The sequence below is a fragment of the Pseudomonas allii genome, assembly GCF_055380095.1.
In genome coordinates this window covers 4,197,391-4,220,212 of the sequence record NZ_AP039450.1, presented here as the reverse complement: position 1 = coordinate 4,220,212, position 22,822 = coordinate 4,197,391, and the positions used below count along the sequence as shown (strand labels likewise).

Sequence of the window (22,822 nt, the reverse complement as noted above, 5' to 3'; positions counted from 1 at the left end):
GGGGCGGTGGTAGACTACCGCCCCGTTTTTCATGCAGATCCCGCCCGATGGGTCCCTTCGATTGGCTTCCCCACGCACCGCTTGAACCGCTGCACCTGGATTGGCTCAGAGGTGTCGAGCTGGCCGTGCTGCGCCTGGACCGCATCGACCCGCTGATCAGCGGTAACAAGTGGTTCAAGCTCACCGGGCACCTGGCCCAGGCGCAAGCCGCTCGCGGCCTCATCAGCCTGGGCGGGGCTTACTCCAACCATCTGCATGCATTGGCCGCCGCCGGCAAGCGCTTCGGTTTCCCCACCGTCGGCCTGCTGCGCGGGCACCCGCAAGAAACGCCCACCGTCCTTGATCTGAAAGCCTTCGGCATGCAACTGCATTGGCTGGGCTATGGCGGTTATCGCGCGCGTCACGAACCCGGTTTCTGGTTGCCGTGGCGTGAGCAGTATCCGCACCTGCACCGCGTGCCCGAAGGCGGCGGTGGTCGGGCGGGCGCCCTGGGTTGCGCGGTGCTGGTCGAGCAGGTGCGTGTGCAGTTGCACAGCGTGGGCTGGGCCGATTACGACGCCTGGTGGTTGGCCGCAGGCACCGGCACCACCCTGGCCGGCCTGGCACTGGCAGAGGCGGGCGCGCACCCGGTGTACGGCGCCATGGCGGTGCCGGATGACCACGGTGTGGCGCAGAACGTCGAGGTCATCGTGCAGGGCGGCTATGAACTGCTGGACGCCAGCCGAGGTGGCTTCGCCAAAGTCGACGCCGAGTTGCTCGACTTCATCGACACCACCCAACAGGCCTGCGGCGTGCCCCTGGAACCGCTCTACACCGGCAAGGCGTTACTGGCCTTGAAGACCCGGATCGAAGCCGGGCGCTTCGCCCCCGGCACGCGCCTGGTCTTCGTCCACACCGGTGGGCTGCAAGGCCAGCGAGGCTTCAAGGGTTAGCGCGTTTGCCCGGCATCATCCGCAACGCCGTGTTGTCCCGCAGGATGTAATGGTGGGCGATCCCGGCCAGTGCATGCAGCCCGATCAACCAGTAACCGATCTTGCCGAACAGCACATGCCAGCCTTCAATCTGCTTGGCCAGCGCCTTGTTTTCCGCGATCAGCGGCGGCAATTCCATGCCATAGAACATCACCGAATGCCCCTCGGCACTCACAATCAGCCAGCCGGCGATCGGCATGCCGATCATCAACGCGTACAGCGCAACGTGCATCAGCGTCGCCAACAGGCTCTGCCATGGCGGCGGCGCCGGTACGATCCTCGGCGCCACCCCCAGGCTGCGTGCGAACAGGCGCAGCCACACCAGCACAAACACGGTGAGGCCGAACATGAAGTGCATCTCGACGATCAACGTTCGTGCACCGCTGCCTTTGGGAAACTGGCCGCGTAACTCAATGCAGGCGTAGACCACCGCCAGTAGCACTACCATCAACCAGTGCAACGCAATCGACATGGTGCTGTAGCGTGTATCGGAGTTTTTCCACGGCATCGCTGGGTTCCTCACTCATCAGGGCGAACCTCCATTCTTTGGCGATGGAGTGCTTTAACTGTATGCCGGTTTTGAGCGGTTTGCCTTGGGTAAGTGCCGTGATGTTGACCTCTATCAGTCGCTCTGCGGCATTTCCCCACGGGCCAGGCGCGCATTGATGTCGGTGATGACCGCAGGCAGGTCGTTGATGGTGTCGATCAGGTAGTGCGGCCGTGAGCCTGCGAACATGGCTTCGATACGCTTGCGCTCGCTGGCCAGTGTGGCCGCATCCAGGGCGCGGAACTGCTCGTAGGTCAAACCCAGGGCATTACCGGAGCAAGTCAGGGCGACGGTCCACATGCCGGCGCGGCGGCCTTCGAGGATGCCCGGCACGGTGTCGTCGACCTTCACGCACGCCGCCACATCGTCGATGCCCAGCGCGATCACGTTGGCCAGGGCCTGGGCCGGCCATGGGCGACCGTTGGGCACTTCGTCGGTGGCAACTACATGGTCGGCGATATAGCCGTTGGTGGCGGCCAGGGCGACCACCTTGTCCATCACTTGCCTGGGGTAGCCGGAGCACGAACCGATCTTGATGCCTTGCACCCGCAGCCGGGCGATTGTGTCGAGGGCGCCGGGAATCAGCGCCGAGTGTTCGGCGATCTTCTCGATCTGCAACGGCATGAAGCGCTGGTAGATGGCCGTCACGTCATCGTCGGTGGGTGTGCGACCGAAGGCGTTGCGGTAGCGCTCGGCGACTTGCGGTTGATTGCACAGGGTGCGGATGTGGTCCCACTTGCCCATGCCCATCGGGCCACGGGCTTCTTCGATGGAAACTTGCACGTCGAATTCGGCGAAGGCTTCGACAAAGATCTGCGTCGGGGCAAAGGAGCCGAAGTCGACCACGGTGCCGGCCCAATCGAGGATCACGGCTTGCAGGGTGTTGGGGTTTTGATAGTTCATGCGTGTGCTCCAATCGATGAGAGGGTGATACCCATGGCCTGCAGTACGTCAGCGATGGCGCTGACGGCGGCGTGCATGTCGCTCGCGTCGACATGGCCGATGCAGCCCACGCGGAAGGTTTCCACCTGGGTCAATTTGCCCGGATACAGGATGAAACCCTTGGCCTTGACACGCTCGTAGAAGTCCTTGAACTGGTAGTGCGGGTCCTGGGGGGCGTGGAAGGTGACGATGATCGGCGCCTGGATGGCGGCCGGCAGGAAACTGCGCAGGCCCAGCTCGGCCATGCCGTCCAGCAGCGCCTGGCAGTTATTGGCGTAGCGTTGATGACGTGCGGGCAGGCCGCCTTCCTCGGCGTATTGCAGCAGCGCTTCATGCAGGGCCGCCACCACGTGGGTCGGTGGGGTGAAGCGCCATTGGCCGGTCTTGGTCATGTAGCTGTGCTGGTCGAACAGGTCCATCGCCAGGGAGTGGCAGTTGCCTTCGGCGGCGGCCAGCGCCTGTTGGCCGACGAAGACAAAGCCCATGCCCGGCACGCCTTCCAGGCACTTGCCCGAAGCGGCGATCAATGCGTCGAACGGTACTTCGCGGGCGTTGATCGGCAGCGCACCAAAGGAACTCATGGCGTCGACGATCAGGCGCTTGCCGTGGTGTTTCACCACCTGGGCGATCTCGGCCAAGGGGTTGAGAATGCCGGTGCTGGTTTCGCAGTGGATCAGCGCGACGTGGGTAATGGCCTTGTCGGCGTGCAGCAGGCGGTCCACATCGGCGGCGGTGGTGGGTTGGTCCTCGGCGGTTTCGAAGGTGCTGAACGCGCGGCCCAGTACTTCGCAGATTTTCGCCAGGCGCTTGCCATAGGCGCCGTTGATCAGCACCAGCACCTTGCCGTCGCGCGGGACCAGGGTGCCGATGGCGGCTTCGACGGCAAAGGTGCCGCTGCCTTGCAAGGGCACGCAATGGTGGCTGGCGACGCCGTCGATGATTGCCAGCAACTGTTCGCAGACGCTGGCAGTGAGCTGGTTGAAGCGGTCGTCCCATGACCCCCAATCCACCAGCATGGCCTGGCGGGTGCGGTTCGAGGTGGTCAAGGGGCCGGGGGTCAGCAGGATGGGCGTCGTCATTACAAAACCTCGCGAAGCATCGGTTGAATCTACGACGCCTAAATTGCAGTTTGGCTTGTTATCAATCAAATTGTTTGTTGTTATGCGAGCTATCAGTGAGGCCGATAGCTATGAACCTGTTCCAATTGCGCGCATTCGATGCGGTGGCCCGCGAGGGCAGTTTTACCCGTGCCGCTGCGCGGCTGTTCATCAGCCAGCCGGCGGTGACCGGGCACATCAAGGCCCTGGAGGAGTATTACCAGATCCCTTTATTGCGCCGTACGGCAAGACGGGTGGAATTGACCGAGGAAGGCGCGCGCCTGGCGGCCATCACCCGGGCGATCTTCGGTCTGGTGGACGAGGCGCAGAGCCTGCTGGAAGCCAATCGCCAATTGCTCACCGGGCGCCTGGAAGTGGCGGCGGACGGTCCGCACCTGGTGATGCCGATGATCGCCAGCCTGCGTGCGCGCTACCCGGGCATCACCGTGAACCTGCGCCTGGGCAATGCTCAGGAAACCCTGGCGGCGCTGTTGTCCGAGCATGCGGACGTGGCGGTGCTGACCGAGGTCGAGCCGCGCAATGGCCTGCACCTGCAGCCTTTGGCCGAATCGCGGATCTGCGCGCTGGTGCCGGTGGCGCATCCGTGGGCGAGGCAAGCCGAGGGCGTTCAGCTGGAGCAACTGCATGAGGTCATCATGGTGCTGCGCGAACCCGACTCCATCACCCGGCGCACATTTGACGGTGCTTGCCTGGCTGCCGGTGTACAGCCCAAGGTGTTGCTGGAGCTGGACAGTCGCGAGGCGGTGACGGAAGCCGTGGCTGCCGAATTGGGTGTTGGGGTGGTGTCGTCGATGGAGGTCAGCCCCGACCCGCGGGTGTGCGCGGTGCCGATCCAGGGTGATGGCCTGGTGAACCGTCACCTGCTCGGCTGCATGGAACGGCGCCGCGCATTGCGCCTGATCCAGGCGTTTTTCGAGTTGGCGCCCTGACGGTTTTTTGGTGGAACGATGCGTTTTTGCGCTATAAACTCTGCCCCCAAAGCGCCGGCCAGTAGACGTTTCGGCGCGATGGACATAAAGAGAGTGAGTCATGGGCGCACAGTGGAAAGTCAAACATAAAGAAGCGGCAGCCAATGCCAAGGGCAAGATCTTCGGCAAGCTGGTGAAAGAAATCACCATCGCCGCCCGCAATGGCGCCGACACCGCGACCAACGCGCACCTGCGTCTGGTGGTGGAACAGGCCAAAAAGGCCTCGATGCCCAAGGAAACCCTGGACCGCGCCATCAAGAAAGGCGCCGGTCTGCTCGGCGAAACCGTGCAATACCACCGTGTGACCTACGAAGGGTTTGCGCCGCACCAGGTGCCGCTGATCGTCGAATGCGTAACCGATAACATCAACCGCACCGTGGCGGAAATCCGCGTGGCCTTCCGCAAGGGCCAGCTGGGCGCTTCCGGTTCCGTGGCCTGGGATTTCAACCACGTTGGCCTGATCGAAGCTTCGCCGGACAGCCCGGACGCCGATCCGGAAATGGCCGCCATCGAAGCCGGCGCCCAGGATTTCGAAGCAGGTGAAGAAGAGGGCACCACCCTGTTCATCACCGAGACCACCGACCTCGACGCCGTGCAGAAAGCCTTGCCGGAGCAGGGTTTTACCGTGTTGTCGGCCAAGCTCGGCTACCTCTCGAAGAACCCGGTGAGCGGTTTGAGCGATGAGCAGATGGCGGAAGTCGAAGCCTTCCTCGAAGGCCTGGACAACCACGATGACGTGCAGGATATGTTCGTCGGCCTGGCTGGCTGATCCCTCACAATGCGGGAGGGGACTTGCCCCCTCCCGCATCGGATCAGCGAAGTTGGATTGATTCCAGGATCGCTTCGATCTCTTCGAATCCAGGCCGTGCCAGTACCTCGTGCTGACAGCAGTTTTTCTGCAGCTCGACCAATGTGCTGCTCACCTGTTCCTCAACCCGCTCCAGCAATTCCCCCAGCAAAATCCCGAACGCACGCACTTCAATACGCTGCAACGCCCTGGTTTCCAAGGTGTCCGCCGTGGCATGGAACGACGCGGCGCCAAAGTCCCCGAGCAGGCAGTCACCTGCTTCATTCCACAGAATATTGTGGCCATACAGGTCGCCATGGGTGATGCCGTGCCGGTGCAGGTGCGCCGCTACCGAGGCGATACCACGGGCCATGCGCAACGCCACTTCAAGGCTGAACTGGGTGTCCGGTGCGTAGATATCCCGGGTGCACGACGCCAGGCTCGGCAGGGCCGCGAGGTTGCGGTAGCTCGGGTCGATCAGGTCCATCACCAGGGCGGCCTGGTCATCGGGGTGGCCGATCACGCGGCCTTCGACCTTGATCAGGTTGGGGTGCAACCCGGCGGCGATACAGGCCTGCATTTCGTGCAGCGGTGAGCCGTCGCTGGTGATGCTGCCCTTATAGAGCTTGACGGCGACGGGCGTGTTTGAGGGTGTCCACTGTGCTTTGCGGATCACGCCGGACGCGCCTTCGCCCAGTACTTCAGCCAGTTCCAGTTCGGACCAGGGAATGTCCGGCGTGGCGTCTTCACCCGCCACCGTCACTGCCATTTCCACCGGATTACCGGCGTAGGCCAGCCAGGTCAGGCTCGGCAGCGTCAACAGCCACTGCGGCAGGCGCGTGAAGCGGTTGGAGGCGATGCGCAGCAGTTCGAGGTTGTGGCAGTCGGCCAGGCTTTGCGGCAGGTGCGCCAGGTGGTTGCCGGCCAGCATCAGTTTTTGCAGCAAGGGCCGTTCACCCAATGCCTCGGGCAGTGCGCTGATGCGGTTATCGGTCAGGATCAGCCAGCGCAGCAGCGGCGGCAACGCGGCGGCGGGTACGTGGCTGATCTGGTTGGCCTTGAAGCCGATCATGCTCAGGTTGGCGCATTGACCGAGGCAAGCCGGCAGCTCGGTGAACAGGTTGTCCGAGCAGAACAGCACCCGCAGGTGTGGCAGGCGGTGCAGGTCCTCGGGCAGGCTGCGCAGGGCATTGCCGCTGAGGTTGAGGATTTCCAGGGAGTCGGCCAGCTCGAAGATTTCCCGGGGGAATTCGGTCAGCCCGCAGGACAGGTCCAGGCGCGTAATGCCGGCCAATTGGCCGGCCTTGAGTTGGGCGAGGGTATTCATGAACGGCGCGGTCACTCGGCAAGAAGGCGTGAAAGGCGCTCATGATACCGGGTCGGGGGTGTGTTGCGGGGAGGCCTGCTGCAATTGTCCGAGACGGCTGGCGGTGCGGGCCAGGTCGATGGCCTGGCCGCTCAAGGCAACCTCGAGCGGTAATTCGCCGATCAGTACCAGGTGCTTGTCGCGGTCGTAAAGCACATCCACCAGGTTGATAAAGCGCTGCTGCACGGCAATCGGGCAGTTCGCCAGTTGAGGCAGGCCGTCGATGATCCAGTGGTCGTAGTCCTGGCACAGCAGCAGGTAGTCCATCACCGCCGTCAGTTGTTCGCACAGGTCGTTGAAGGTGAAGGCAATGCTGCGCCCTTCATGGTGGCGGCACATCAAGGTCCGATGGCCGACGCCCAGGGGGCGGGGCGGGCTGTCTGCGGCGGGCAGGCCGAGCGCTGCCCGCTGATCCTGGGTGCCCGGCCACACGTAGTGGCCGCAGGTAAAACGTTGCGCGCTCCGGGCCTGGGGCAGGCTGCGAAAGTCCTGAGGCGCGCTGACTTCCAACACCTCCATGCGCGCGGCGATCAGGTCGATCACCGGCTTGAAGCGCTCGTGGTACAGGGGGTTGGGCAGCAACCCTTGCGGCGCATAGTTGGACGTCACCAGCACCAGTACACCGCGCTCGAACAGGGCCTTGAACAGCCGCGTGATCAGCATGGCATCGCCGATATCATGCACGTGGAATTCGTCGAAACACAGCACCCGGCAGCCTGCCAACTGTTCATCGAGCGTCGCGGCCAGGGCATCGTCCTGCGCACGGTGCGTGAACATGCCGCGATGCAGTTGGGCGAAAAAATCATGGAAGTGCACGCGCTGCTTCTCGGCGATCGGCAACGCCTGGAAGAACCCATCCAGCAGCCAGCTTTTGCCGCGACCCACGGGGCCGTGGAGGTACAGGCTGCGGGCGGGCTGGCCGGCGAGCAGTTGCTGGGTTTCCCGGGCCAGGGCGGCAATTGCGCGAGTTTGACCGGTGCTCAGGGTATAACCCTGTTGCTCGGCCTTTTGCTGAAAAAACGCGGAAATGGGCGAAGTGCCAAGGGGCCCGGGCTTTTGGCCGAGCAGGCGACGGATCAGGGAAAGCGCGGCCAATGCAAGTCACTCTGTATTTCGGTGGTCGCTCACTTTAGGGCGCTCGCCGCGTTTTGACCAATAGCGAAGGGCGCTCCCAGCTATCTCGAAAAGGCAACTCGTGAAGGTAATCCTGTCCAGACTGGCAGTTTCTCGCTGAGTGACTAACCTCCTACACAGCAGTCACCCCTGTACAAGGATTTGGGGCAGTGAAGGGACGAGCAGTATTGGCAGTCATGGGCGCGATGCTCTGCAACACGGCTTACGGTGCGCAGCTCCAGGTGGAGGTGCGTATCGACGTGCAGCGCGGCTGCCAGTTGGTGGGCACCACCCGCAGCGCTGGCATCGAGCAACTGGGCATACTGGATTTCGGCAGCGGCTCGCGTCTGGATGACCCGGCCGGGCCCCTGAGTGCGGCGCTGATCAGCCAGCGCCAGCCGCGCCTGGAGTGCAACCCCGACACACCGTACCAGGTCCGCGTCGATGGCGGCCTGCATGGTGGCACCGGCGAAGTGCGCTACCTCAGCGCCACCCCATCGACCAAACCCATTCCCTATCGCATCTATGCCGACGCGGCGCGGCGCGTGCCGTTGCTGGTGGATGTGCCGCTCAGCGGCCGGGTGCCGGACACAGGCTTCGTCGACCTGCCGCTCTATGGTCGCATCGAGCCGCTCAAGGACATCCCCGCCGTCGGCCGCTACACCGACCTGCTCAAGGTCACGGTGACATGGTAAGCCGTTGCCTGGCCCTGGTGGCCATGGGCGGCCTGCTGGTGCTGGCAGAGGACGTGCAGGCGGCTGTCGCCAGCGGGTTTATCCAGGCGCGGCTGGTGATCACCGCCAGTTGCGAAGTGAGCAAAAGCGTGGAGAGCGCGCCGGTCAACCCCACGGGCGGCACGGCGATGCTCGACTTCGGCAGTCAGGGCCCGACCTGGAACAACCCATTGGGTGCTGGCGTCACCGCGGGCGACAAGGCGCCCCTGGCGGTGTCGTGCAACCCCTCGGTCTCGAGCTTCACCGTGACCATCGACGGCGGCACCAACGGCGATGGCACCACCCGACGCCTGAGCAATGGGCGCCAGATGATTCCTTATCGACTGTCCGCCGACCCGCAGGGGCACAGCAGCTATAGCATCGGGCAACAACGCAATTTTGTCGTGGCCAAGGGCACCCAGATACCGATCCCGGTGTTTGGCTCCGTGGTGGCAAATACCAGTGCCTTACCGGCAGGGATCTACACCGACACGTTGACGGTGACACTGGACTGGTAACTCAAGAGGATGAAAACCATGCATGTACTTGTTTCGCGATTGGGTGTGTGTGCGCTGGGCCTGGCAATGGTCTCCAGCCTCAATGCCGCAACTACGGTGACCGGGCAGATCACCTCCAGCCTGATATTGATCGCCAGTTGCCAGGTCAACGGTTCGGGCGCGGCTACCGGCTTGAACTTCGGTAGCTTGAATTTCGGCACCACCAACAGCCTGTTCACCAACGCCGATGCCCAGTTGCTGGGCGGTACGGGTACCGGTGGCGCGTTGTCGATCCTGTGTTCCAGCGGCACTACGCCAGCGGTCAAGGTGCGCGCCGGTGCACATGACGGCGCGTCCCCCGGTGGCAGCCGTGCATTGGCCGACGGTGCGGGCAACTTCGTCCCCTACGATTTCTACACTGACAGCGGCCATTCCGCGCTGCTGGCGATTGACGGTGTGATCACCCTCGCCACCAGCACCGGGGTGGCACAGACCGTCAACCTCTATGGCCGGGCGGTGGGCAAGGCGGGGCTGCCGGCAGGCACCTACACCGACACCGTGGCCGTGGAACTGACGTTCTAGCAATGTGGCTCAGAGCGTTGCTGGCCTGTGGGCTGGCGGTGCCGTTGCCGTTGTCGGCGGTGACCAGCCAGAGTTTCCAGGTGAGCGCGACCATCATCCCGGGCTGCCTGATCGTGGGCGGCAGCTCCAATTATGGTGCGCTGACCTATGGCAGTTATTCGGCCCTGGCTACCAGCACGGTCACGGCGGCGCTGACGGGGGGCGTGACCTTGCAGTGCACGCCGGGGGTGACGCTGAGCATGAGCGTCGACGGTGGGATGCACGGCAGCACCGGGCGTAATTTGCAGCACAGCAGCGGCAGTGCGCAGGTGGCGTATCAGTTGTTTCGGGATGCGGCGTTCAGCCAGAGCCTGGGGATCGGCCAGAACGTCAACGTGGCCTACAGCGATGCGAACAACATCAGCCTGCCGATCTACGGGCGGGTGCAATTGCCGGGCAATCAGCCTGGGGGGACGTACAGCGACACGCTGCAGGTGCAGCTGACGTGGTAAGGCTATCGGTATAAGGAGTGGGGTTATGCGTTCACCATCCCGGCGGTTGTGGGCCGCGGGTATTGCCTTAAGTGCGGTGTGCACGACGGGGCTTGTGCAGGCGGCCAGTTCGGTGCTGATCTGGCCCATCGACCCAGTGCTGGAGGCCGATCAACAGGCGAGCGCGCTGTGGCTGGAAAACCGTGGGACTGAAACCGCGAGCCTGCAGATTCGCGTGTTCGCCTGGAGCCAGCGTGGTTTCGAAGAGCAATACCAGAACCAGCGTGATGTGATCGGCAGCCCGCCCGTCGCGCGGATCGAGCCAGGGCAGAAACAATTGGTACGCCTGACCCGCACCCGTGAAGTTCCACCGGGGCAAGAGTTGGCCTACCGCATCATCATCGATGAAATCCCTTCACCCTTGCAGGTGCCTACGCCGCCGGAAGGCAAGAACACCGCAGCGGCAATCCGCTTTCAGATGCGTTATTCGGTGCCGCTGTTCGCCTACGGTGCGGGCCTGTGGAACAAGGAGGACAGCACGCGCCCGCGTGACCCCAAGGGCGCCGGCAAACCGGACCTGAGCTGGCACAAGGTCACGGTAGCAGGGCGCGACTACATCGAAGTGCGCAACCAGGGCGCTGTGCATGCGCGCCTGACCGATGCCGCATTCAAGCAGGGCGGGCAGACACGCCCCTTGGTGGAAGGCCTGCTGGGCTACGTGCTGCCTGGCGCCAGCATGCGTTGGCCGGTGCCGCCAGCGCTGTCGGCCGACCAGCCGCTGCAGGTCAGGGTCAACGGCGCACCGCAGTTGGAGAGCCTCGCGCCGCAGCGGTAACACGCCGGTAACGGGGCAGGAACGCCCCGGGATTTAAACGGATGGAGATGTCCATTGAAGGACACAACGCCATGGTGAGTCGTGGTCTGGCTCGCAGTCTATGGCTGTCGGTGGTGGGCGGACTGGGCGGCGCAGTGGTGGCGCTTCCGGGCGTGGCTGGCGATCTGCCACCGCCCCCGAGCAGTATGGAGGCTGTCGCCGATGCACAGTTGTTTCTGGAACTGGTGGTCAATCAGATGGACACCGGCCGCGTTATCGCGGTCGATCAACGGGCCGGGCAACTTTATGTGTCGGCCAGCGCGCTGCAGGACGTGGGCATGAAGCTGCCCGGCGAATTGAGCGGCAGCGTGGCGCTGGACAAGATCCCCGGCCTGCACAGCGATTACGACAGCAACGGCCAGCGCCTGCTGCTGGATGTGCCGCCGTCGTGGTTGAAGGAACAATTTATCGGCAACCGCGACACTTACCCGCGCACCCAGGCAATGAGCAGCTTCGGCGCCTTGCTCAACTATGACCTGTATTTCAACGACACTGACGAAGGCGGCAGCTACCTCGCCGCCTGGAACGAAGCGCGGCTGTTCGACCACTGGGGCACCTTGTCCAATACCGGCCAGTACCGCCAGACTTTGGCTGATGGTATCAGCAGCAGTACGTTCAACAACGGCTACCGGCGCTATGACACTACCTGGCGCTTCTCCGATGATGAGCGGCTGCTGACCTACGAAGCCGGTGACGTGATCAGCGGCGCCTTGCCCTGGAGCAGTTCGGTGCGCCTCGGCGGTGTGCAGTTCTCGCGGGACTTCGCGGTGCGTCCGGACCTGGTGACTTACCCCCTGCCGCAATTTGCCGGTGAGGCCGCGGTGCCGTCGTCGGTGGACCTGTTTATCAATGGCTACAAATCCGATAGCGCGCAGTTGCAACCGGGGCCGTACACCCTGACCAACGTGCCGTTTATCAACGGAGCGGGCGAAGCGGTGGTGGTGACGACTGACGCCCTGGGTCGCCAAGTGTCGACCACGGTGCCGTTCTATCTGACCAGCACCCTGTTGCAAAAAGGCCTGACGGATTTTTCGGTGGCCGCCGGCACCTTGCGCCGGGAGTACACCCTGAAAGACTTCGCCTACGGTCCCGGCGTGGCGAGCGGTACCTTTCGTTATGGTTATTCCGACAATGTGACCCTGGAGAGCCACGCCGAAGCGTCGACTGGCCTGACCCTGGGCGGCCTGGGTGGCAACCTGCGGCTGGGCAACCTCGGCGTGCTCAATGCCGCCGTCAGCCAAAGCCGATTTGAAGGGCGCAGCGGCCAGCAACTGAGCCTGGGGTATCAGTACAACAGCACGCGCTATAGCCTGTCCTATCAGCGGGTGGAACGACACGACGAGTACGCCGACCTGACCCTGGTCGACACCGCTTACGCCAGCCTCAGCAAACGCAGCGAGCAGGTGACGCTGAGCCTCAACCTTGAACGCTTTGGCAGCCTGGGCATGGGCTATTTCGACGTGCAGGCGGCGGACGATTCGCGCACGCGGCTGCTCAACCTGAGCTGGAGCAAACCGCTGTGGCGCAATACCAGTTTCTACCTGTCGGCCAACCGCGAGATCGGCGATAGCAATTGGGCGATGCAGGCGCAATTGGTGATTCCGTTCGACCTCAACGGCAGCCTGGCCTTGAGCACCGAGCGCAGCAAGGACGGCGCCAGTCGCCAGCGCCTCAATTACAGCAGCGCGGTGCCCAGCGAGGGCGGGGTGGGCTACAACCTCGGTTATGCCCAGGGTGATGGTGCGGCATATCGGCAGGCCGACCTGACTTGGCGCTTGCAGTCGGTGCAACTGCAGGCCGGCGTGTACGGCAGCAGCGATGCCGAGACGCGCTGGGCGGATGCCAGCGGCTCGTTGGTGTGGATGGGTGGCGACACCTTTGCCGCCAACCGTATCAATGATGCCTTCGTGGTGGTGAGTACCCAGGGTTTCGCGGGTATCCCGGTGCGCTACGAGAATCAGCTGGTGGGCGAAACCGACCGTAATGGGCATCTCCTGGTGCCGTGGAGCAGCGCGTACTACCGCGCCAAGTACGAAATCGATCCGCTGAACTTGCCGCTCAATGTGCAGAGCCCGAATGTGGAACAGCGTGTGTCGGTGCGCCGTGGCAGTGGCTACCTGCTGGAGTTTCCATTGCGCCGGGTACTCGCGGCGAGCGTTACCCTGGTGGACACCCAGCATCAGGAATTGCCCTTGGGCAGCCTGGTGGTGCACGAGCAAAGCAACCAGCAGGCGGTGGTCGGCTGGGACGGCCTGGTGTACCTGGAAAACCTCTCGGCGCAGAACACCTTGCAGGTCACGCTGGGTGAAGGGCGTACGTGCCAGGCGCGATTCGAGGTCAACGAGCAGCAACAAGGCGTGCCGCTGATCGGGCCGTTGGTGTGCCAATGAGACGCGTGGGCTGGCTGTCGCTCCTCGGGCTGGTGTGCTCGGGGCAGGCAATGGCGCTGTGTTCGACGGTGGCGACGGCTCCGGTGAGTTTTGGCTCGGTGAGTTCGATCAACGTACGCACCACGACGCAAAACAGTTCGACCCTCAACGGCGGTTTGAGCTGCACCGCTTCACTGATTGCCCTCGGCACCAGTGACCACTTCTATGCCACGATCACCTCAACCACCAGCGGCATGGTCGGCCCCACGGGCGATGTGATCGGTTATACACTTTATGGCAATAACACCACCACGTTCCCTATTACACGCGGGCTCCAGTTCGATTTCGGCCCCAATGGCATTGCGACAAGCGCGGGGCTTTTGACGGGGCCGGGCAGCAAGAACCTGCCGCTTTACGTGGGCAGTATTACCGGGACCAACGTGGCGGCCGGGGTGTATACCGAAGTCCTCAGCGTTGCATGGACCTGGGATTATTGCATTGGCCTGGGGGTGGGCAACTTGTGCGTATTGCGGGACAAAAACCTGACTCCCCAAGTCAAGCTCCTGACCGTGAGCATGACCGTCACCAATGACTGCCAGATCACCGCGCCCAATATCAGTTTTGGCAGTGCGCCCGTCATCAGCGGGTTCACCGCTGTCACCGGCCAGACCATCAGTGTTTCCTGCACCAAGGGCAGTGCCTACAGCGTGGGCCTGAGCGACGGCCAGAACGCTGTCAGTGTGGGCGGGCGGCGGCGCATGATCTCAGGCACCAATTACCTGGCCTACGACATCTTCAAAAGCGCCGGCACCACGCGCTGGGGCAGCGTGGGCGCGGCGCGGCGCGACAGTTCCAGCGCCGAGGTCAACCCCGGCAATGGCCTGGGTATCGGCAGCCAGGTGTTCAACTACAACGCCAGGATCTACACCGATCAAGCCACACCGCCCGCCGGCACCTACCTCGACAACGTGGTACTCGACGTGGGTTTCTAGAACTTCAACATCGCCGGGGTGGGCTGATCCGCCGGGCTGACCACCGCATAGTTGTAGCCGGCACCGGACCAGTACTGGGCCTGCAAACCATCGGCGCTGCGGCTCCCACGGGGCAGAAAGCCGTTTTCCGGGCCTGGCGGGCGGATGTAGAAGCTGATGCGCCGCCCTTGCGGGTCTTCGTACAGCACCATGGCGGCGGCGCCTTGCTCGGTAGTGAGCAGGCGCCCGCTGACCGGCGTGAAGCCCGACGCGCTCAGGTCAGGCAGGCGGTGGGCCTGGTTGAAGTAGCGGTCGAGCCAGGCCTGCATCGTGCCGCCGCCCTGGCCCTTGTAGTCGGCCGGCATGATGCCGTCCTGGGCAAACAAGCGGAACGCCTGCATTGCATCGGCCATCGGCAGTTGGGCCGGCTGGGTGGCTTCACGAGCGTGCCAGCCACCCAGGCCGCCGAGGCTGACGGCGATCAGCAGCACGGCTGCCGTGGCGAAGTGGCGGCGTGATTGACGCTTGATGCGCTGGCGGATCAACGCCGGGTCCAGGTCCGGGTTGGCCGGTTGCTGCAGGGCACCGCCCAACGCGGCACGCAGCAACTGCGCGTCGTGCTGCCAGGCATGGACCTGGGCTGCGACATCCGGGTGGGCCGCCAGATAGGTTTCAAGGACACGGCGATCACTCTCCAGCAGTTGGTGATCGACGTAGGCATGCAAATCGCGTTCGCTGGGGGGCAGGCTGATCATTTGAGTATCCGCAGGGAAGGGCTGGCAATTTCGCCATCACTGAGTTGACGCAGGGCTTGGCGCGCCCGGGACAGGCGTGACATCACCGTACCGAGGGGCACATCGAGGATCTCGGCGACTTCCTTGTAGCTCAAGCCTTCGACCGAGACCCACAGCAGCAGGGCGCGCTGCTCGGTGTTGAGCTGATCGAAGGCTTGCAGGGTCGACTGGGCGATCACGGTGCGTTCGACCGACGGCTGCGCATCGTCACGCCCGGTAAAGAATTCCAGCATGCGCGCATAACGCCGGGTGCGACGGTGGGCATCGAGGAACTGGCGGTAGAGGATCGAGAACAGCCAGGCACGCAAGTCGCCTTCGACACGTTTATCGGCCCAACTGATGATCGCCCGCTCCAGGGTCGACTGCACCAGGTCGTCGGCGCTGCTGGCGTTACGGGTCAGGGACACGGCAAAGCGCCGCAGCCTGGGGATGAGTTCACGTAACTGTTCGTCGAGTTCATGCATGGGAATCTGGCTGGTCACTACGCTGGGATGAGAGAGACGTGCGCCGTTGAGGGTTATTCCCCGTGCGTGAAAATAAATCCAGGGCCAGGGAATAGAGCCGATCGGCGTTCGTCTTAATGCTCCGACCTTATGTTCACCCCTAAGGCCTTTGGCCCCGGAGTTCCTTCATGGTAGATCACTCATCACCGCCTCGTCCCCCGTTGAGCACCGCGAGCCTGATCGCGCGCCTGGCGGGTATCGGTGCCGTGGTTGCGGTTGTGGCGGGGGCCTTTGCCTACGTCAACGGCACCCTCGACCCACAGCGCCTGCGTCCTAAAACCCTGGTCAACGCGCTGGAAACCAACAATGGCGTGCATCCGGGCTTTCGGCGTAACCATGCCAAAGGCATCTGCGTCGCCGGATATTTCGAGAGCACGCCCCAAGCCCGCACCTATTCCAGTGCCCAAGTGTTCAGCGAGGCCAAGACCCCCGTGATCGGCCGGTTTGCCTTGCCCAGCGGTAACCCTTACGCGCCCGACAGCAGTGTGCCGATCCGCAGTTTTGCCCTGCAGTTCACCCAGGCCAATGGCCAGCAATGGCGCACCGGCATGAACAGCATGCCGGTGTTCCCGGTGGGCACGCCCGAGGCGTTCTACCAGATGCTCAAGGCCGGTGCACCGGAGCCCGCCACCGGCAAGCCGAACCCGGCGAGCATGCCGGCGTTTTTTGCCGCCCACCCCGAGACCGCGCCGTTCCTGGCGTGGGTCAAGACCGCCAAGCCTTCGGCCAGTTATGCGACTGAAACCTACAACGGTATCAACGCGTTTTACCTGGTGGGCGCCGATGGCAAGCGCCAGGCCGTGCGCTGGGGCGTGGTGCCGCAAAGTCAGGATGCGCCGGGCGATGCCGCGCCGGTCGGGAGTGATTTCCTGGAAAAAGACCTGGTGCAGCGCCTGGCCGCCGGGCCGTTGCGCTGGCAGTTGAACATGACCCTGGCCAACCCGGGTGACCCGATGGACGATGCGAGCAAGGCCTGGAGCGGTGAGCATAAAGTTATCAATGCCGGCACCCTGGTGCTGCAAAGCAGCCAGCCGCAGGCGGACGGTGATTGCCGCGACATCAATTTCGACCCGCTGATTCTGCCCAGTGGCATCGAAGCGTCCAATGACCCGTTGCTGGCGGCACGCTCGGCGGCGTATGCCAGTTCCTACCTGCGCCGCGCCGGTGAAGTCGGCCCGTTGCACAGCGCCCCTCAGGAGTCGAAGCCATGAATGCCCAACCACGGTTTTTTGCCCCGCTGGCGCGCCTGCTGCACTGGCTGATGGCGCTGATGATCATCGCCATGCTGTTTATCGGTGCGGGCTTGGCGGCTTCAGTGTCGGAACGGCATGAGTGGTTGATTCACCTGCACAAGCCGCTGGGGATCGCGATTCTGGCTCTGGTGATCGTGCGCCTGGCGGTGCGGTTCTCCACGCGCCAACCGCCGCTGCCCGTCGACCTGCCGTTGTGGCAAGTGTTGGCGGCCAAGGCGTCCCATGTGGTGCTGTATGCCTTGATGCTGGTATTGCCGCTGCTGGGCTGGGCGATGATTTCGGCGGCAGGCGATCCGGTGATGCTCAGCAGTTCGGTGCAGTTGCCAGCGCTGGTGGGCGCGAACGCGCCATTGTTCGCGGTGCTGCGCAAGGCCCATGGTTATCTGGCCTACCTGCTTTTCCTGACGGTGCTGTTGCACCTGGCGGCGGCGTTGTTCCATGGGCTGATCCGCCGCGATGGCGTGTTGCAGAGCATGACCGGCACCAAGGAGTGATGCCGGCGGGAGAGGGCGTCAGCGCAGCACGGTGACGATATCGGCCACCGTGCTCAGCACGTCCTTGCCCAACTGCCTGGAGCGCTCGCCCGACCAGCCGGTCTTCGGGTTGGGCGCGTCGTCGTTGTCCTTGAAGGGCATTTCCAGGGTCAGCGACAGGCAGTCGTATTTCTGGCCGACCGCGTTGCACGCCAGGGTCATGTTGGCTTCGCCCGGCAGGTCGCGGGTGTAGCCGTGGGTGGTCTGGAAGTCACGGGTCAGGGCGCTCAAGTGGCTGCGGAAGTGTTTTTCCAATGCCTCGATACGTGGGGTGTACCCCGGGTTGCCTTCGCAGCCGGCGGTGAAGACGTAGGGGATTTCCTCGTCACCGTGGATATCGAGAAACAGGTCGACGCCGTACTTTTCCATTTGTTGCTGGACGAACAACACTTCCGGGCTGATCTCCTGGCTGGCGCTCTGCCAGGCGCGGTTGAGGTCCTGGCCCATGGCGTTGGTGCGCAGGTGGCCGTGGAAGGCGCCGTCCGGGTTCATATTGGGCACCAGGTACAGGTCGGCGACTTTCAGCAGTTTTTTCAGCTCGTCATCACCGTCCTGTTGCAGGCGTTCGATGATGCCTTCCATGAACCATTCAGCCATGTGCTCGCCGGGATGCTGTTGGGCGATGATCCAGATCTTGCGCCGACCTTCGCCGCCTTTGCCGCGACGCAGCAGTTGGATGTCACGGCCTTCGGCACTTTTACCGGTGACCAGCAATTGGGTGTCGGCGCGGCTCAGGGCCTGTTCGATCAGCCAGTCGTGGCGTTCGCGGCTGTAGGGTTCGAAATAGGCGAACCAGGCGTGCTTCTCGCGGGTTTCCAAACTGATATGCAGGATTTCCCCGTCGAAGCGCGAAGGCACCCGGAACCAATTGATGTGGTCATAGGAGGCCACGGCGTTGTAGCCACTCCACGCGTGTGGGTAGGACGATTTACCCGCGTTGCTCAGGCGAAAGGTGTGGGTATGGCCCACGTGCATGCCTTCGGCCTTGAAGTGGAACCATTGGTAATGATGGCTGCGCGTGTCGGGTTTGATTGCCAGCAGTAACTGATAGGCGTCATGGGCATCCAGTACCTGGATATTGCCACTGTCGAAGTCGGTGCTGATCCTGATGGAGGTCAAGGCCACGGTCATAGTCTGGTTGCCTGAATATGAGTGTTGTGGCGGCTATCTTACACAGGAGTCTGGTAAAGACTGGACGCAAAATTGTTGCGAAGGGGGAGGGGGGGCGTCTTCCTTGACGCCGCAGCAGCTTAGGAACTATGAGATTGATTCTCAAGCGCTATTTCGCAAAGACGTGAGCTAGAGCGGTCGACTGGCTTTCTTTTGGCGATAGTCTTTTGCTACCATGCGCGCCATCAAGCAACACACAGTCTTCATTAGCCTGAAGCCATGCCAGGGAAACTGGCAAAAAAAAGACCCGGCCAAAGAGCCGGGTCAAAAACCGTGATTAGCCTGATGAGGAGATATTCCAAGAGTCCGACCTAAGGTCCCTTGGTCTATCGACTGATCTCGCGATCAGCTGGGTCCAATAATAATCATTATCATTTGCAAGTCAAATGTTTTTATCCGTGAGATAGAAATATTTTTCTTCACGCCTGTCATCCGTTCGCTTGAGCCTCCGGCACCTGCAACGACCGCTCCACCATCGCCTTCGCCATATCGATCAAATACACCACCGAAAACGCCAGGTCACGATGACTGCCCTGATGGCTGCTCGCTGACTCATAGGCCGTGGCCGCGGCGCTGCGCAACAGGTCCGAGGCGTGCACCAGGGCTTCCTCCGGGCTGATGCCTGGCTTGATGGCAAACAGGGCCTCGTCAGGGGCTGATGCCGACATATCTTCTTTCAAGTAAAAGTCCAATGCGCGCTTGGCGGCACCGCTGCTGCGCAGGTCGTGCAGCTCGGTGTCTTCGGGGATTTCAGGCAGCAGATACGGGCTTGTCGTCATAAGGGGCGGTACTCTGGGGTGGGTGTCGAAAACCTTATGCCCGATGATAGTACGTATCGTATTTATGTCGTTTTATGGATTACTACAAACTGTTTATTGCCCTGGAAACTGCGTGACGTATTGTCAGCGCCCATGGATAACTGGATCGCGTTGGTCAGGGCCAACATGGAAGACCGCAAGGTCACGCAAGGTGAACTGGCTGAGCGCCTGGGCATGTCCCAGGGCGGCGTCGGCCATTGGCTCAACAAGCGCCGTGCGCCGAGCCTGGTGGACATGAATCGGGTGTTGGCGGCGCTGGGGCTGGGCTACCTGGAAGTCGCGCTGGATATTCGCGAGCGGGCCGATGAGCCGCCTGCGGAGAAAAACTACAACCCGTATTTCCGCTATCCGGTCAGCGACTGGAAAGGGCTGTGCGAAGTGCGTGAACCGCGACCGCCTTATGGCGCCGCCCGCTTCGAGCTGACGGATTACCACGCCCGGGGCGATGCCTTCTGGCTGCCGGTCACCGGCGACGCCATGACCGCACCCAGTGGCCTGAGCATCAGTGCGGGCATGATGATCCTGGTGGACCCGGCCATTGCCGCCGAGCCCGGTAAACTGGTGGTGGCCCAATGGGCCGGGAGCCGCCAGGCTACTTTTCGCCAGTTGCTGGAGGAGAGCGGCCAGCGTTACCTGGTGCCGCTCAATCCCACCTATCCGAAGCAGTTGCTGACCGACGATTGCCAACTGCTGGGCGTCGTCGTACAGGCCACGGCAAAATTTTAACCCGCCGTTTCAAGCTCCACCAATGTGCAACCTTCGGCAACCATTTCGCCTTCCTGGCAGAACAGTGCCTTGACCACCCCGGCCTGGGGCGCACGGATGCTGTGTTCCATTTTCATGGCTTCCAGCACCACCAGTTGCGTGCCGGCTTCCACCTGTTGGCCCACTTCCACCAGCACCCGTACGATGCTGCCGTTCATCGGGGCCGTCAGGCCACCCTGGTGCGACTGGTTGGCCTCGACTGCGGCAATCGGATCGAACAACGATACGCCACGCATCTCGCCGTCCCAACGCAGATACAGCGTGTGGTCGTGGCGCACCGCCAGATGGCTGCGACGCACGCCCTGTTGTTCGATCAGCAACTGTTCGCCACGCCACTGTGGCGCCTGGGCGGCCAGCGTCACCAGTCGGTCCTGGCCATCGCAGCTCAAATGCAGCGACACCTCGGCAGGCAGTCCGGCGCGAAATCCGTGTCTATTCGCCCACGGTCCCGCACCCGGCGGCAGGCTCTGAATAAAGGCCGCGCCAGCCGCCTGCCAAAACTCATCACTTAGCTCTCCTGAGGCCGGCAGCAACTCATCCTGATAACGCGGAATAAACCCGGTATCCAACTCGGCCGCCGCAAATGCCGGGTGCCCGATAATGCGCCGCAGAAAGCCCAGGTTGGTCTTGAGGCCGCCGATGGCAAATTCATCCAGCATGCCCAGCAGCCGCAGCCGCGCCTGTTCACGGTCCTCGCCCCAGGCAATCAGCTTGCCGAGCATGGGGTCATAGAACGGCGAGACGTTGTCGCCCTGCTCGACACCGCTGTCCACACGGCGCCCTGGCCCCGGTGCGGATTCACGGTACAGCGCCAGGTGCCCGGTGGCGGGCAGGAAGTCATTGGCCGGGTCCTCGGCATACAGCCGCACTTCAATCGCATGGCCGACCAGCGGCACCTGTTCCTGGGTGATCGGCAACGCCTCGCCCTGGGCGACACGAATCTGCCAGGCCACCAGATCCAGGCCGGTAATCGCCTCGGTGACCGGGTGTTCCACCTGCAGTCGCGTGTTCATCTCCATGAAGAAAAACTCACCGCGTGCGTCCAACAAGAATTCCACGGTGCCCGCACCGACATACCCGATGGCCTGGGCCGCACGCACGGCCGCCTCGCCCATGGCCTTGCGTTGTTCAATACTCAACCCCGGTGCCGGCGCTTCCTCGACGACTTTTTGATGGCGACGCTGAATCGAGCAGTCCCGTTCGTTGAGGTACAGGCAATGCCCGTGTTGATCGGCAAACACCTGGATCTCCACATGACGTGGCTTGAGCAGGTATTTCTCCACCAGCATCTGCCCATTGCCGAAAGACGACAGCGCTTCTCGCTGGGCCGAAGCGAGCGCCTCGGCCAACTGGCTGACGTCCTCGACCACCTTCATGCCTTTGCCGCCGCCACCGGCCGTGGCCTTGAGCAATACCGGGTAGCCAATGCGCTCGCAGGCGGCGCGGAAGGTGTCCAGATCCTGGGCTTCGCCGTGATAACCCGGCACCAGGGGCACGCCTGCGGTTTCCATCAGCGCCTTGGCGGCCGACTTGCTGCCCATGGCATCGATGGCGGAGGCGGGTGGTCCGAGAAAGATCAACCCGGCCGCTTCAATCGCACGGGCAAACCCGGCGTTTTCCGACAGAAAACCGTACCCCGGGTGGATCCCCTGGGCGCCACTGGCCTGGGCGGCAGCGATCAGCTTGTCGATTTGCAGGTAACTGTCGGTGGCTTTGCTGCCGCCCAGGTCGACACGAATATCCGCCTCACGGCTGTGGCGAGCATTGCGGTCGATGGCGCTGTGCACGGCCACGGTGGTCAGGCCCATGGCCTTGGCGGTGCGCATCACGCGGCAGGCGATCTCGCCACGGTTGGCCACCAGCAGGGTCGTCAATGTACTCATGAACGCGGCTCCTGGGGCTGCCAGCTCGGTGGACGTTTTTGCAGGAACGCGCGCAAGCCTTCCTGGCCCTCGGCGCTGACCCGGATGCGGGCAATGGCGTTTTCGCAGTAGCGACGCAGCGCCGGGGTGAGGGCACCGTTGCCCACTTCGCGCAACAGGTCTTTGCTGGCACGCATGGCTGCCGGACTGTTGTGCAGCAGGTTAGCGATCCACTGTTCGACCTGATGGTCCATCTCGCCGATCGGATAGCTTTCCGCCAGCAAGCCGATGTCGCGCGCTCGCTGGCCGCCAAAGCGTTCGGCGGTCAGGGCATAGCGCCGTGCCGCGCGTTCGCCGATGGCTTGCACCACGAACGGGCTGATCACCGCCGGCGCCAGGCCGATGCGCACTTCCGACAGGCAGAACTGCGCATCATCGGCGCCAATCGCCATGTCGCAGCAACTGATCAAGCCCAGTGCGCCGCCGTAGGCCGCGCCTTGCACCACCGCCAGGGTCGGGATTTTCAGTTTGGCCAGGTTGTACATCAGCTCCGCGAGCTCGCGGGCATCGTCCAGGTTGGTGTGGTAGTCCAGCTCGGCCGACTGTTGCATCCAGGCCAGGTCGGCGCCGGCGCTGAAGTGCTTGCCGCGCCCGCGCAGGACCAGGAAGCGCAGGGACGGATCGCCTTGTACCCGGTCGAGGGCGATGATCAGTTCGCGGATCATCTCGGCGTTGAATGCGTTGTTCTTGGCTTCACGACTGAGCCACAGCGTGGCAAAGCCACGAGGGTCGGTGATCAGTTCGAGGGTGTTGAAATCGCTCATGGGGTACAGCTC

24 protein-coding genes are annotated in these 22,822 nt (G+C 63.1%); 13 read left to right on the top strand and 11 right to left on the bottom strand.

Annotated elements, in window-relative coordinates; all coding sequences use genetic code 11:
* Window positions 1-47 precede the first annotated feature (47 nt).
* On the top strand, window positions 48-932 hold the full coding sequence (locus tag ACZ445_RS19155) for a 1-aminocyclopropane-1-carboxylate deaminase/D-cysteine desulfhydrase (RefSeq protein ID WP_464707447.1): 885 nt from the start codon (window positions 48-50) through the stop codon (window positions 930-932).
* On the opposite strand, the gene ACZ445_RS19150 is transcribed toward ACZ445_RS19155, so the two are convergent.
* From ACZ445_RS19150 to ACZ445_RS19140, 3 genes are all read right to left on the bottom strand, one after another.
* Window positions 922-1,479, bottom strand: coding sequence for a cytochrome b (locus tag ACZ445_RS19150; protein WP_058423900.1), 558 nt, complete (start codon window positions 1,477-1,479; stop codon window positions 922-924). The two genes, ACZ445_RS19155 and ACZ445_RS19150, sit on opposite strands and share 11 nt — an antisense overlap.
* Window positions 1,480-1,593: 114 nt before the next feature.
* Window positions 1,594-2,421 (bottom strand): phosphonoacetaldehyde hydrolase, encoded by an 828-nt coding sequence (phnX, locus tag ACZ445_RS19145; RefSeq protein ID WP_464707446.1) that lies wholly within the window; start codon window positions 2,419-2,421, stop codon window positions 1,594-1,596.
* Entirely contained in the window at window positions 2,418-3,539 is a 1,122-nt protein-coding gene (locus ACZ445_RS19140; protein ID WP_464707445.1) for a 2-aminoethylphosphonate--pyruvate transaminase, read from the bottom strand. Before ACZ445_RS19140 ends, phnX begins: the two co-directional genes overlap by 4 nt.
* Before the next feature lie 110 nt (window positions 3,540-3,649).
* Between ACZ445_RS19140 and ACZ445_RS19135 the strand changes: the two genes are divergently transcribed.
* Both ACZ445_RS19135 and ACZ445_RS19130 read left to right on the top strand, forming a co-directional pair.
* Window positions 3,650-4,507 (top strand): LysR substrate-binding domain-containing protein, encoded by an 858-nt coding sequence (locus tag ACZ445_RS19135; RefSeq protein ID WP_464707444.1) that lies wholly within the window; start codon window positions 3,650-3,652, stop codon window positions 4,505-4,507.
* Between the two features lie 100 nt (window positions 4,508-4,607).
* Window positions 4,608-5,315 carry a YebC/PmpR family DNA-binding transcriptional regulator gene (locus tag ACZ445_RS19130; RefSeq protein WP_058423896.1) on the top strand — a complete coding sequence of 236 codons (708 nt, stop codon included), beginning with the start codon at window positions 4,608-4,610 and terminating at the stop codon, window positions 5,313-5,315.
* Between the two features lie 43 nt (window positions 5,316-5,358).
* On the opposite strand, the gene ACZ445_RS19125 is transcribed toward ACZ445_RS19130, so the two are convergent.
* Both ACZ445_RS19125 and zapE read right to left on the bottom strand, forming a co-directional pair.
* Window positions 5,359-6,660 carry a protein kinase gene (locus ACZ445_RS19125; RefSeq protein ID WP_310863697.1) on the bottom strand — a complete coding sequence of 434 codons (1,302 nt, stop codon included), beginning with the start codon at window positions 6,658-6,660 and terminating at the stop codon, window positions 5,359-5,361.
* 39 nt (window positions 6,661-6,699) lie between these two features.
* On the bottom strand, window positions 6,700-7,794 hold the full coding sequence (zapE, locus tag ACZ445_RS19120) for a cell division protein ZapE (protein WP_310863698.1): 1,095 nt from the start codon (window positions 7,792-7,794) through the stop codon (window positions 6,700-6,702).
* 215 nt (window positions 7,795-8,009) lie between these two features.
* On the opposite strand from zapE, the gene ACZ445_RS19115 reads away from it, so the two are divergent.
* The 7 genes from ACZ445_RS19115 (at window position 8,010) to ACZ445_RS19085 (ending at window position 14,309) form a co-directional block, all read left to right on the top strand.
* Window positions 8,010-8,507, top strand: coding sequence for a Csu type fimbrial protein (locus ACZ445_RS19115; protein WP_445764758.1), 498 nt, complete (start codon window positions 8,010-8,012; stop codon window positions 8,505-8,507).
* The gene (locus ACZ445_RS19110; RefSeq protein WP_179029286.1) at window positions 8,501-9,043 is read left to right on the top strand and encodes a Csu type fimbrial protein; all 543 of its coding nucleotides are present in this window, start codon (window positions 8,501-8,503) and stop codon (window positions 9,041-9,043) included. The genes ACZ445_RS19115 and ACZ445_RS19110 overlap by 7 nt, the downstream gene beginning before the upstream one ends.
* 18 nt (window positions 9,044-9,061) lie before the next feature.
* Complete coding sequence (locus tag ACZ445_RS19105; RefSeq protein ID WP_058423892.1) at window positions 9,062-9,604, top strand: Csu type fimbrial protein; 543 nt, start codon at window positions 9,062-9,064, stop codon at window positions 9,602-9,604.
* Between the two features lie 2 nt (window positions 9,605-9,606).
* Complete coding sequence (locus ACZ445_RS19100; protein WP_058423891.1) at window positions 9,607-10,095, top strand: Csu type fimbrial protein; 489 nt, start codon at window positions 9,607-9,609, stop codon at window positions 10,093-10,095.
* A 25-nt stretch (window positions 10,096-10,120) separates the two neighbouring features.
* Window positions 10,121-10,909 (top strand): fimbrial biogenesis chaperone, encoded by a 789-nt coding sequence (locus ACZ445_RS19095; RefSeq protein ID WP_310863700.1) that lies wholly within the window; start codon window positions 10,121-10,123, stop codon window positions 10,907-10,909.
* 71 nt (window positions 10,910-10,980) lie between these two features.
* Window positions 10,981-13,338, top strand: coding sequence for a fimbria/pilus outer membrane usher protein (locus tag ACZ445_RS19090; RefSeq protein WP_464708632.1), 2,358 nt, complete (start codon window positions 10,981-10,983; stop codon window positions 13,336-13,338).
* Window positions 13,335-14,309 (top strand): Csu type fimbrial protein, encoded by a 975-nt coding sequence (locus tag ACZ445_RS19085; RefSeq protein ID WP_464707443.1) that lies wholly within the window; start codon window positions 13,335-13,337, stop codon window positions 14,307-14,309. Before ACZ445_RS19090 ends, ACZ445_RS19085 begins: the two co-directional genes overlap by 4 nt.
* Here ACZ445_RS19085 and ACZ445_RS19080 read toward each other — a convergent pair.
* Both ACZ445_RS19080 and ACZ445_RS19075 read right to left on the bottom strand, forming a co-directional pair.
* Entirely contained in the window at window positions 14,306-15,043 is a 738-nt protein-coding gene (locus ACZ445_RS19080; RefSeq protein WP_058423888.1) for an anti-sigma factor family protein, read from the bottom strand. The genes ACZ445_RS19085 and ACZ445_RS19080 overlap by 4 nt on opposite strands.
* A complete protein-coding gene (locus tag ACZ445_RS19075) occupies window positions 15,040-15,546 on the bottom strand; it encodes an RNA polymerase sigma factor (protein WP_058423887.1) in 507 nt (168 codons plus the stop codon). Before ACZ445_RS19075 ends, ACZ445_RS19080 begins: the two co-directional genes overlap by 4 nt.
* Before the next feature lie 167 nt (window positions 15,547-15,713).
* Here ACZ445_RS19075 and ACZ445_RS19070 point away from each other — a divergent pair, with 167 nt between their 5' ends.
* A complete protein-coding gene (locus ACZ445_RS19070; RefSeq protein WP_464707442.1) occupies window positions 15,714-16,796 on the top strand; it encodes a catalase family peroxidase in 1,083 nt (360 codons plus the stop codon).
* Window positions 16,793-17,332 (top strand): cytochrome b, encoded by a 540-nt coding sequence (locus ACZ445_RS19065; RefSeq protein ID WP_058423885.1) that lies wholly within the window; start codon window positions 16,793-16,795, stop codon window positions 17,330-17,332. Before ACZ445_RS19070 ends, ACZ445_RS19065 begins: the two co-directional genes overlap by 4 nt.
* Window positions 17,333-17,350: 18 nt before the next feature.
* Here ACZ445_RS19065 and ACZ445_RS19060 read toward each other — a convergent pair whose 3' ends face one another.
* A complete protein-coding gene (locus tag ACZ445_RS19060; protein WP_058423884.1) occupies window positions 17,351-18,502 on the bottom strand; it encodes a M14 family metallopeptidase in 1,152 nt (383 codons plus the stop codon).
* 467 nt (window positions 18,503-18,969) lie between these two features.
* On the bottom strand, window positions 18,970-19,320 hold the full coding sequence (locus ACZ445_RS19055) for a DUF6124 family protein (protein WP_058423883.1): 351 nt from the start codon (window positions 19,318-19,320) through the stop codon (window positions 18,970-18,972).
* Between the two features lie 132 nt (window positions 19,321-19,452).
* On the opposite strand from ACZ445_RS19055, the gene ACZ445_RS19050 reads away from it, so the two are divergent.
* Window positions 19,453-20,085, top strand: a complete 633-nt coding sequence (locus tag ACZ445_RS19050) for a LexA family protein (protein WP_058423882.1) — start codon at window positions 19,453-19,455, stop codon at window positions 20,083-20,085.
* On the opposite strand, the gene ACZ445_RS19045 is transcribed toward ACZ445_RS19050, so the two are convergent.
* Both ACZ445_RS19045 and ACZ445_RS19040 read right to left on the bottom strand, forming a co-directional pair.
* Entirely contained in the window at window positions 20,082-22,007 is a 1,926-nt protein-coding gene (locus ACZ445_RS19045; RefSeq protein ID WP_464707441.1) for an acetyl/propionyl/methylcrotonyl-CoA carboxylase subunit alpha, read from the bottom strand. The two genes, ACZ445_RS19050 and ACZ445_RS19045, sit on opposite strands and share 4 nt — an antisense overlap.
* Window positions 22,004-22,810 (bottom strand): gamma-carboxygeranoyl-CoA hydratase, encoded by an 807-nt coding sequence (locus tag ACZ445_RS19040; protein WP_058423880.1) that lies wholly within the window; start codon window positions 22,808-22,810, stop codon window positions 22,004-22,006. Before ACZ445_RS19040 ends, ACZ445_RS19045 begins: the two co-directional genes overlap by 4 nt.
* Window positions 22,811-22,822 lie beyond the last annotated feature (12 nt).

Coding starts and splice junctions, on each gene's coding strand:
- ACZ445_RS19110 (WP_179029286.1), top strand. CDS start 8,501: ATGGTAAGCCGTTGCCTGGCCCTGGTGGCCATGGGCGGCCTGCTGGTG.
- ACZ445_RS19050 (WP_058423882.1), top strand. CDS start 19,453: ATGGATAACTGGATCGCGTTGGTCAGGGCCAACATGGAAGACCGCAAG.
- ACZ445_RS19155 (WP_464707447.1), top strand. CDS start 48: ATGGGTCCCTTCGATTGGCTTCCCCACGCACCGCTTGAACCGCTGCAC.
- ACZ445_RS19060 (WP_058423884.1), bottom strand. CDS start 18,502: ATGACCGTGGCCTTGACCTCCATCAGGATCAGCACCGACTTCGACAGT.
- ACZ445_RS19070 (WP_464707442.1), top strand. CDS start 15,714: ATGGTAGATCACTCATCACCGCCTCGTCCCCCGTTGAGCACCGCGAGC.
- ACZ445_RS19150 (WP_058423900.1), bottom strand. CDS start 1,479: ATGCCGTGGAAAAACTCCGATACACGCTACAGCACCATGTCGATTGCG.
- ACZ445_RS19085 (WP_464707443.1), top strand. CDS start 13,335: ATGAGACGCGTGGGCTGGCTGTCGCTCCTCGGGCTGGTGTGCTCGGGG.
- ACZ445_RS19125 (WP_310863697.1), bottom strand. CDS start 6,660: ATGAATACCCTCGCCCAACTCAAGGCCGGCCAATTGGCCGGCATTACG.
- ACZ445_RS19130 (WP_058423896.1), top strand. CDS start 4,608: ATGGGCGCACAGTGGAAAGTCAAACATAAAGAAGCGGCAGCCAATGCC.
- ACZ445_RS19090 (WP_464708632.1), top strand. CDS start 10,981: ATGGTGAGTCGTGGTCTGGCTCGCAGTCTATGGCTGTCGGTGGTGGGC.
- ACZ445_RS19095 (WP_310863700.1), top strand. CDS start 10,121: ATGCGTTCACCATCCCGGCGGTTGTGGGCCGCGGGTATTGCCTTAAGT.
- phnX (WP_464707446.1), bottom strand. CDS start 2,421: ATGAACTATCAAAACCCCAACACCCTGCAAGCCGTGATCCTCGATTGG.
- ACZ445_RS19065 (WP_058423885.1), top strand. CDS start 16,793: ATGAATGCCCAACCACGGTTTTTTGCCCCGCTGGCGCGCCTGCTGCAC.
- ACZ445_RS19080 (WP_058423888.1), bottom strand. CDS start 15,043: ATGATCAGCCTGCCCCCCAGCGAACGCGATTTGCATGCCTACGTCGAT.
- ACZ445_RS19075 (WP_058423887.1), bottom strand. CDS start 15,546: ATGCATGAACTCGACGAACAGTTACGTGAACTCATCCCCAGGCTGCGG.
- ACZ445_RS19040 (WP_058423880.1), bottom strand. CDS start 22,810: ATGAGCGATTTCAACACCCTCGAACTGATCACCGACCCTCGTGGCTTT.
- ACZ445_RS19115 (WP_445764758.1), top strand. CDS start 8,010: ATGGGCGCGATGCTCTGCAACACGGCTTACGGTGCGCAGCTCCAGGTG.
- ACZ445_RS19105 (WP_058423892.1), top strand. CDS start 9,062: ATGCATGTACTTGTTTCGCGATTGGGTGTGTGTGCGCTGGGCCTGGCA.
- ACZ445_RS19045 (WP_464707441.1), bottom strand. CDS start 22,007: ATGAGTACATTGACGACCCTGCTGGTGGCCAACCGTGGCGAGATCGCC.
- ACZ445_RS19100 (WP_058423891.1), top strand. CDS start 9,607: ATGTGGCTCAGAGCGTTGCTGGCCTGTGGGCTGGCGGTGCCGTTGCCG.
- ACZ445_RS19135 (WP_464707444.1), top strand. CDS start 3,650: ATGAACCTGTTCCAATTGCGCGCATTCGATGCGGTGGCCCGCGAGGGC.
- ACZ445_RS19055 (WP_058423883.1), bottom strand. CDS start 19,320: ATGACGACAAGCCCGTATCTGCTGCCTGAAATCCCCGAAGACACCGAG.
- ACZ445_RS19140 (WP_464707445.1), bottom strand. CDS start 3,539: ATGACGACGCCCATCCTGCTGACCCCCGGCCCCTTGACCACCTCGAAC.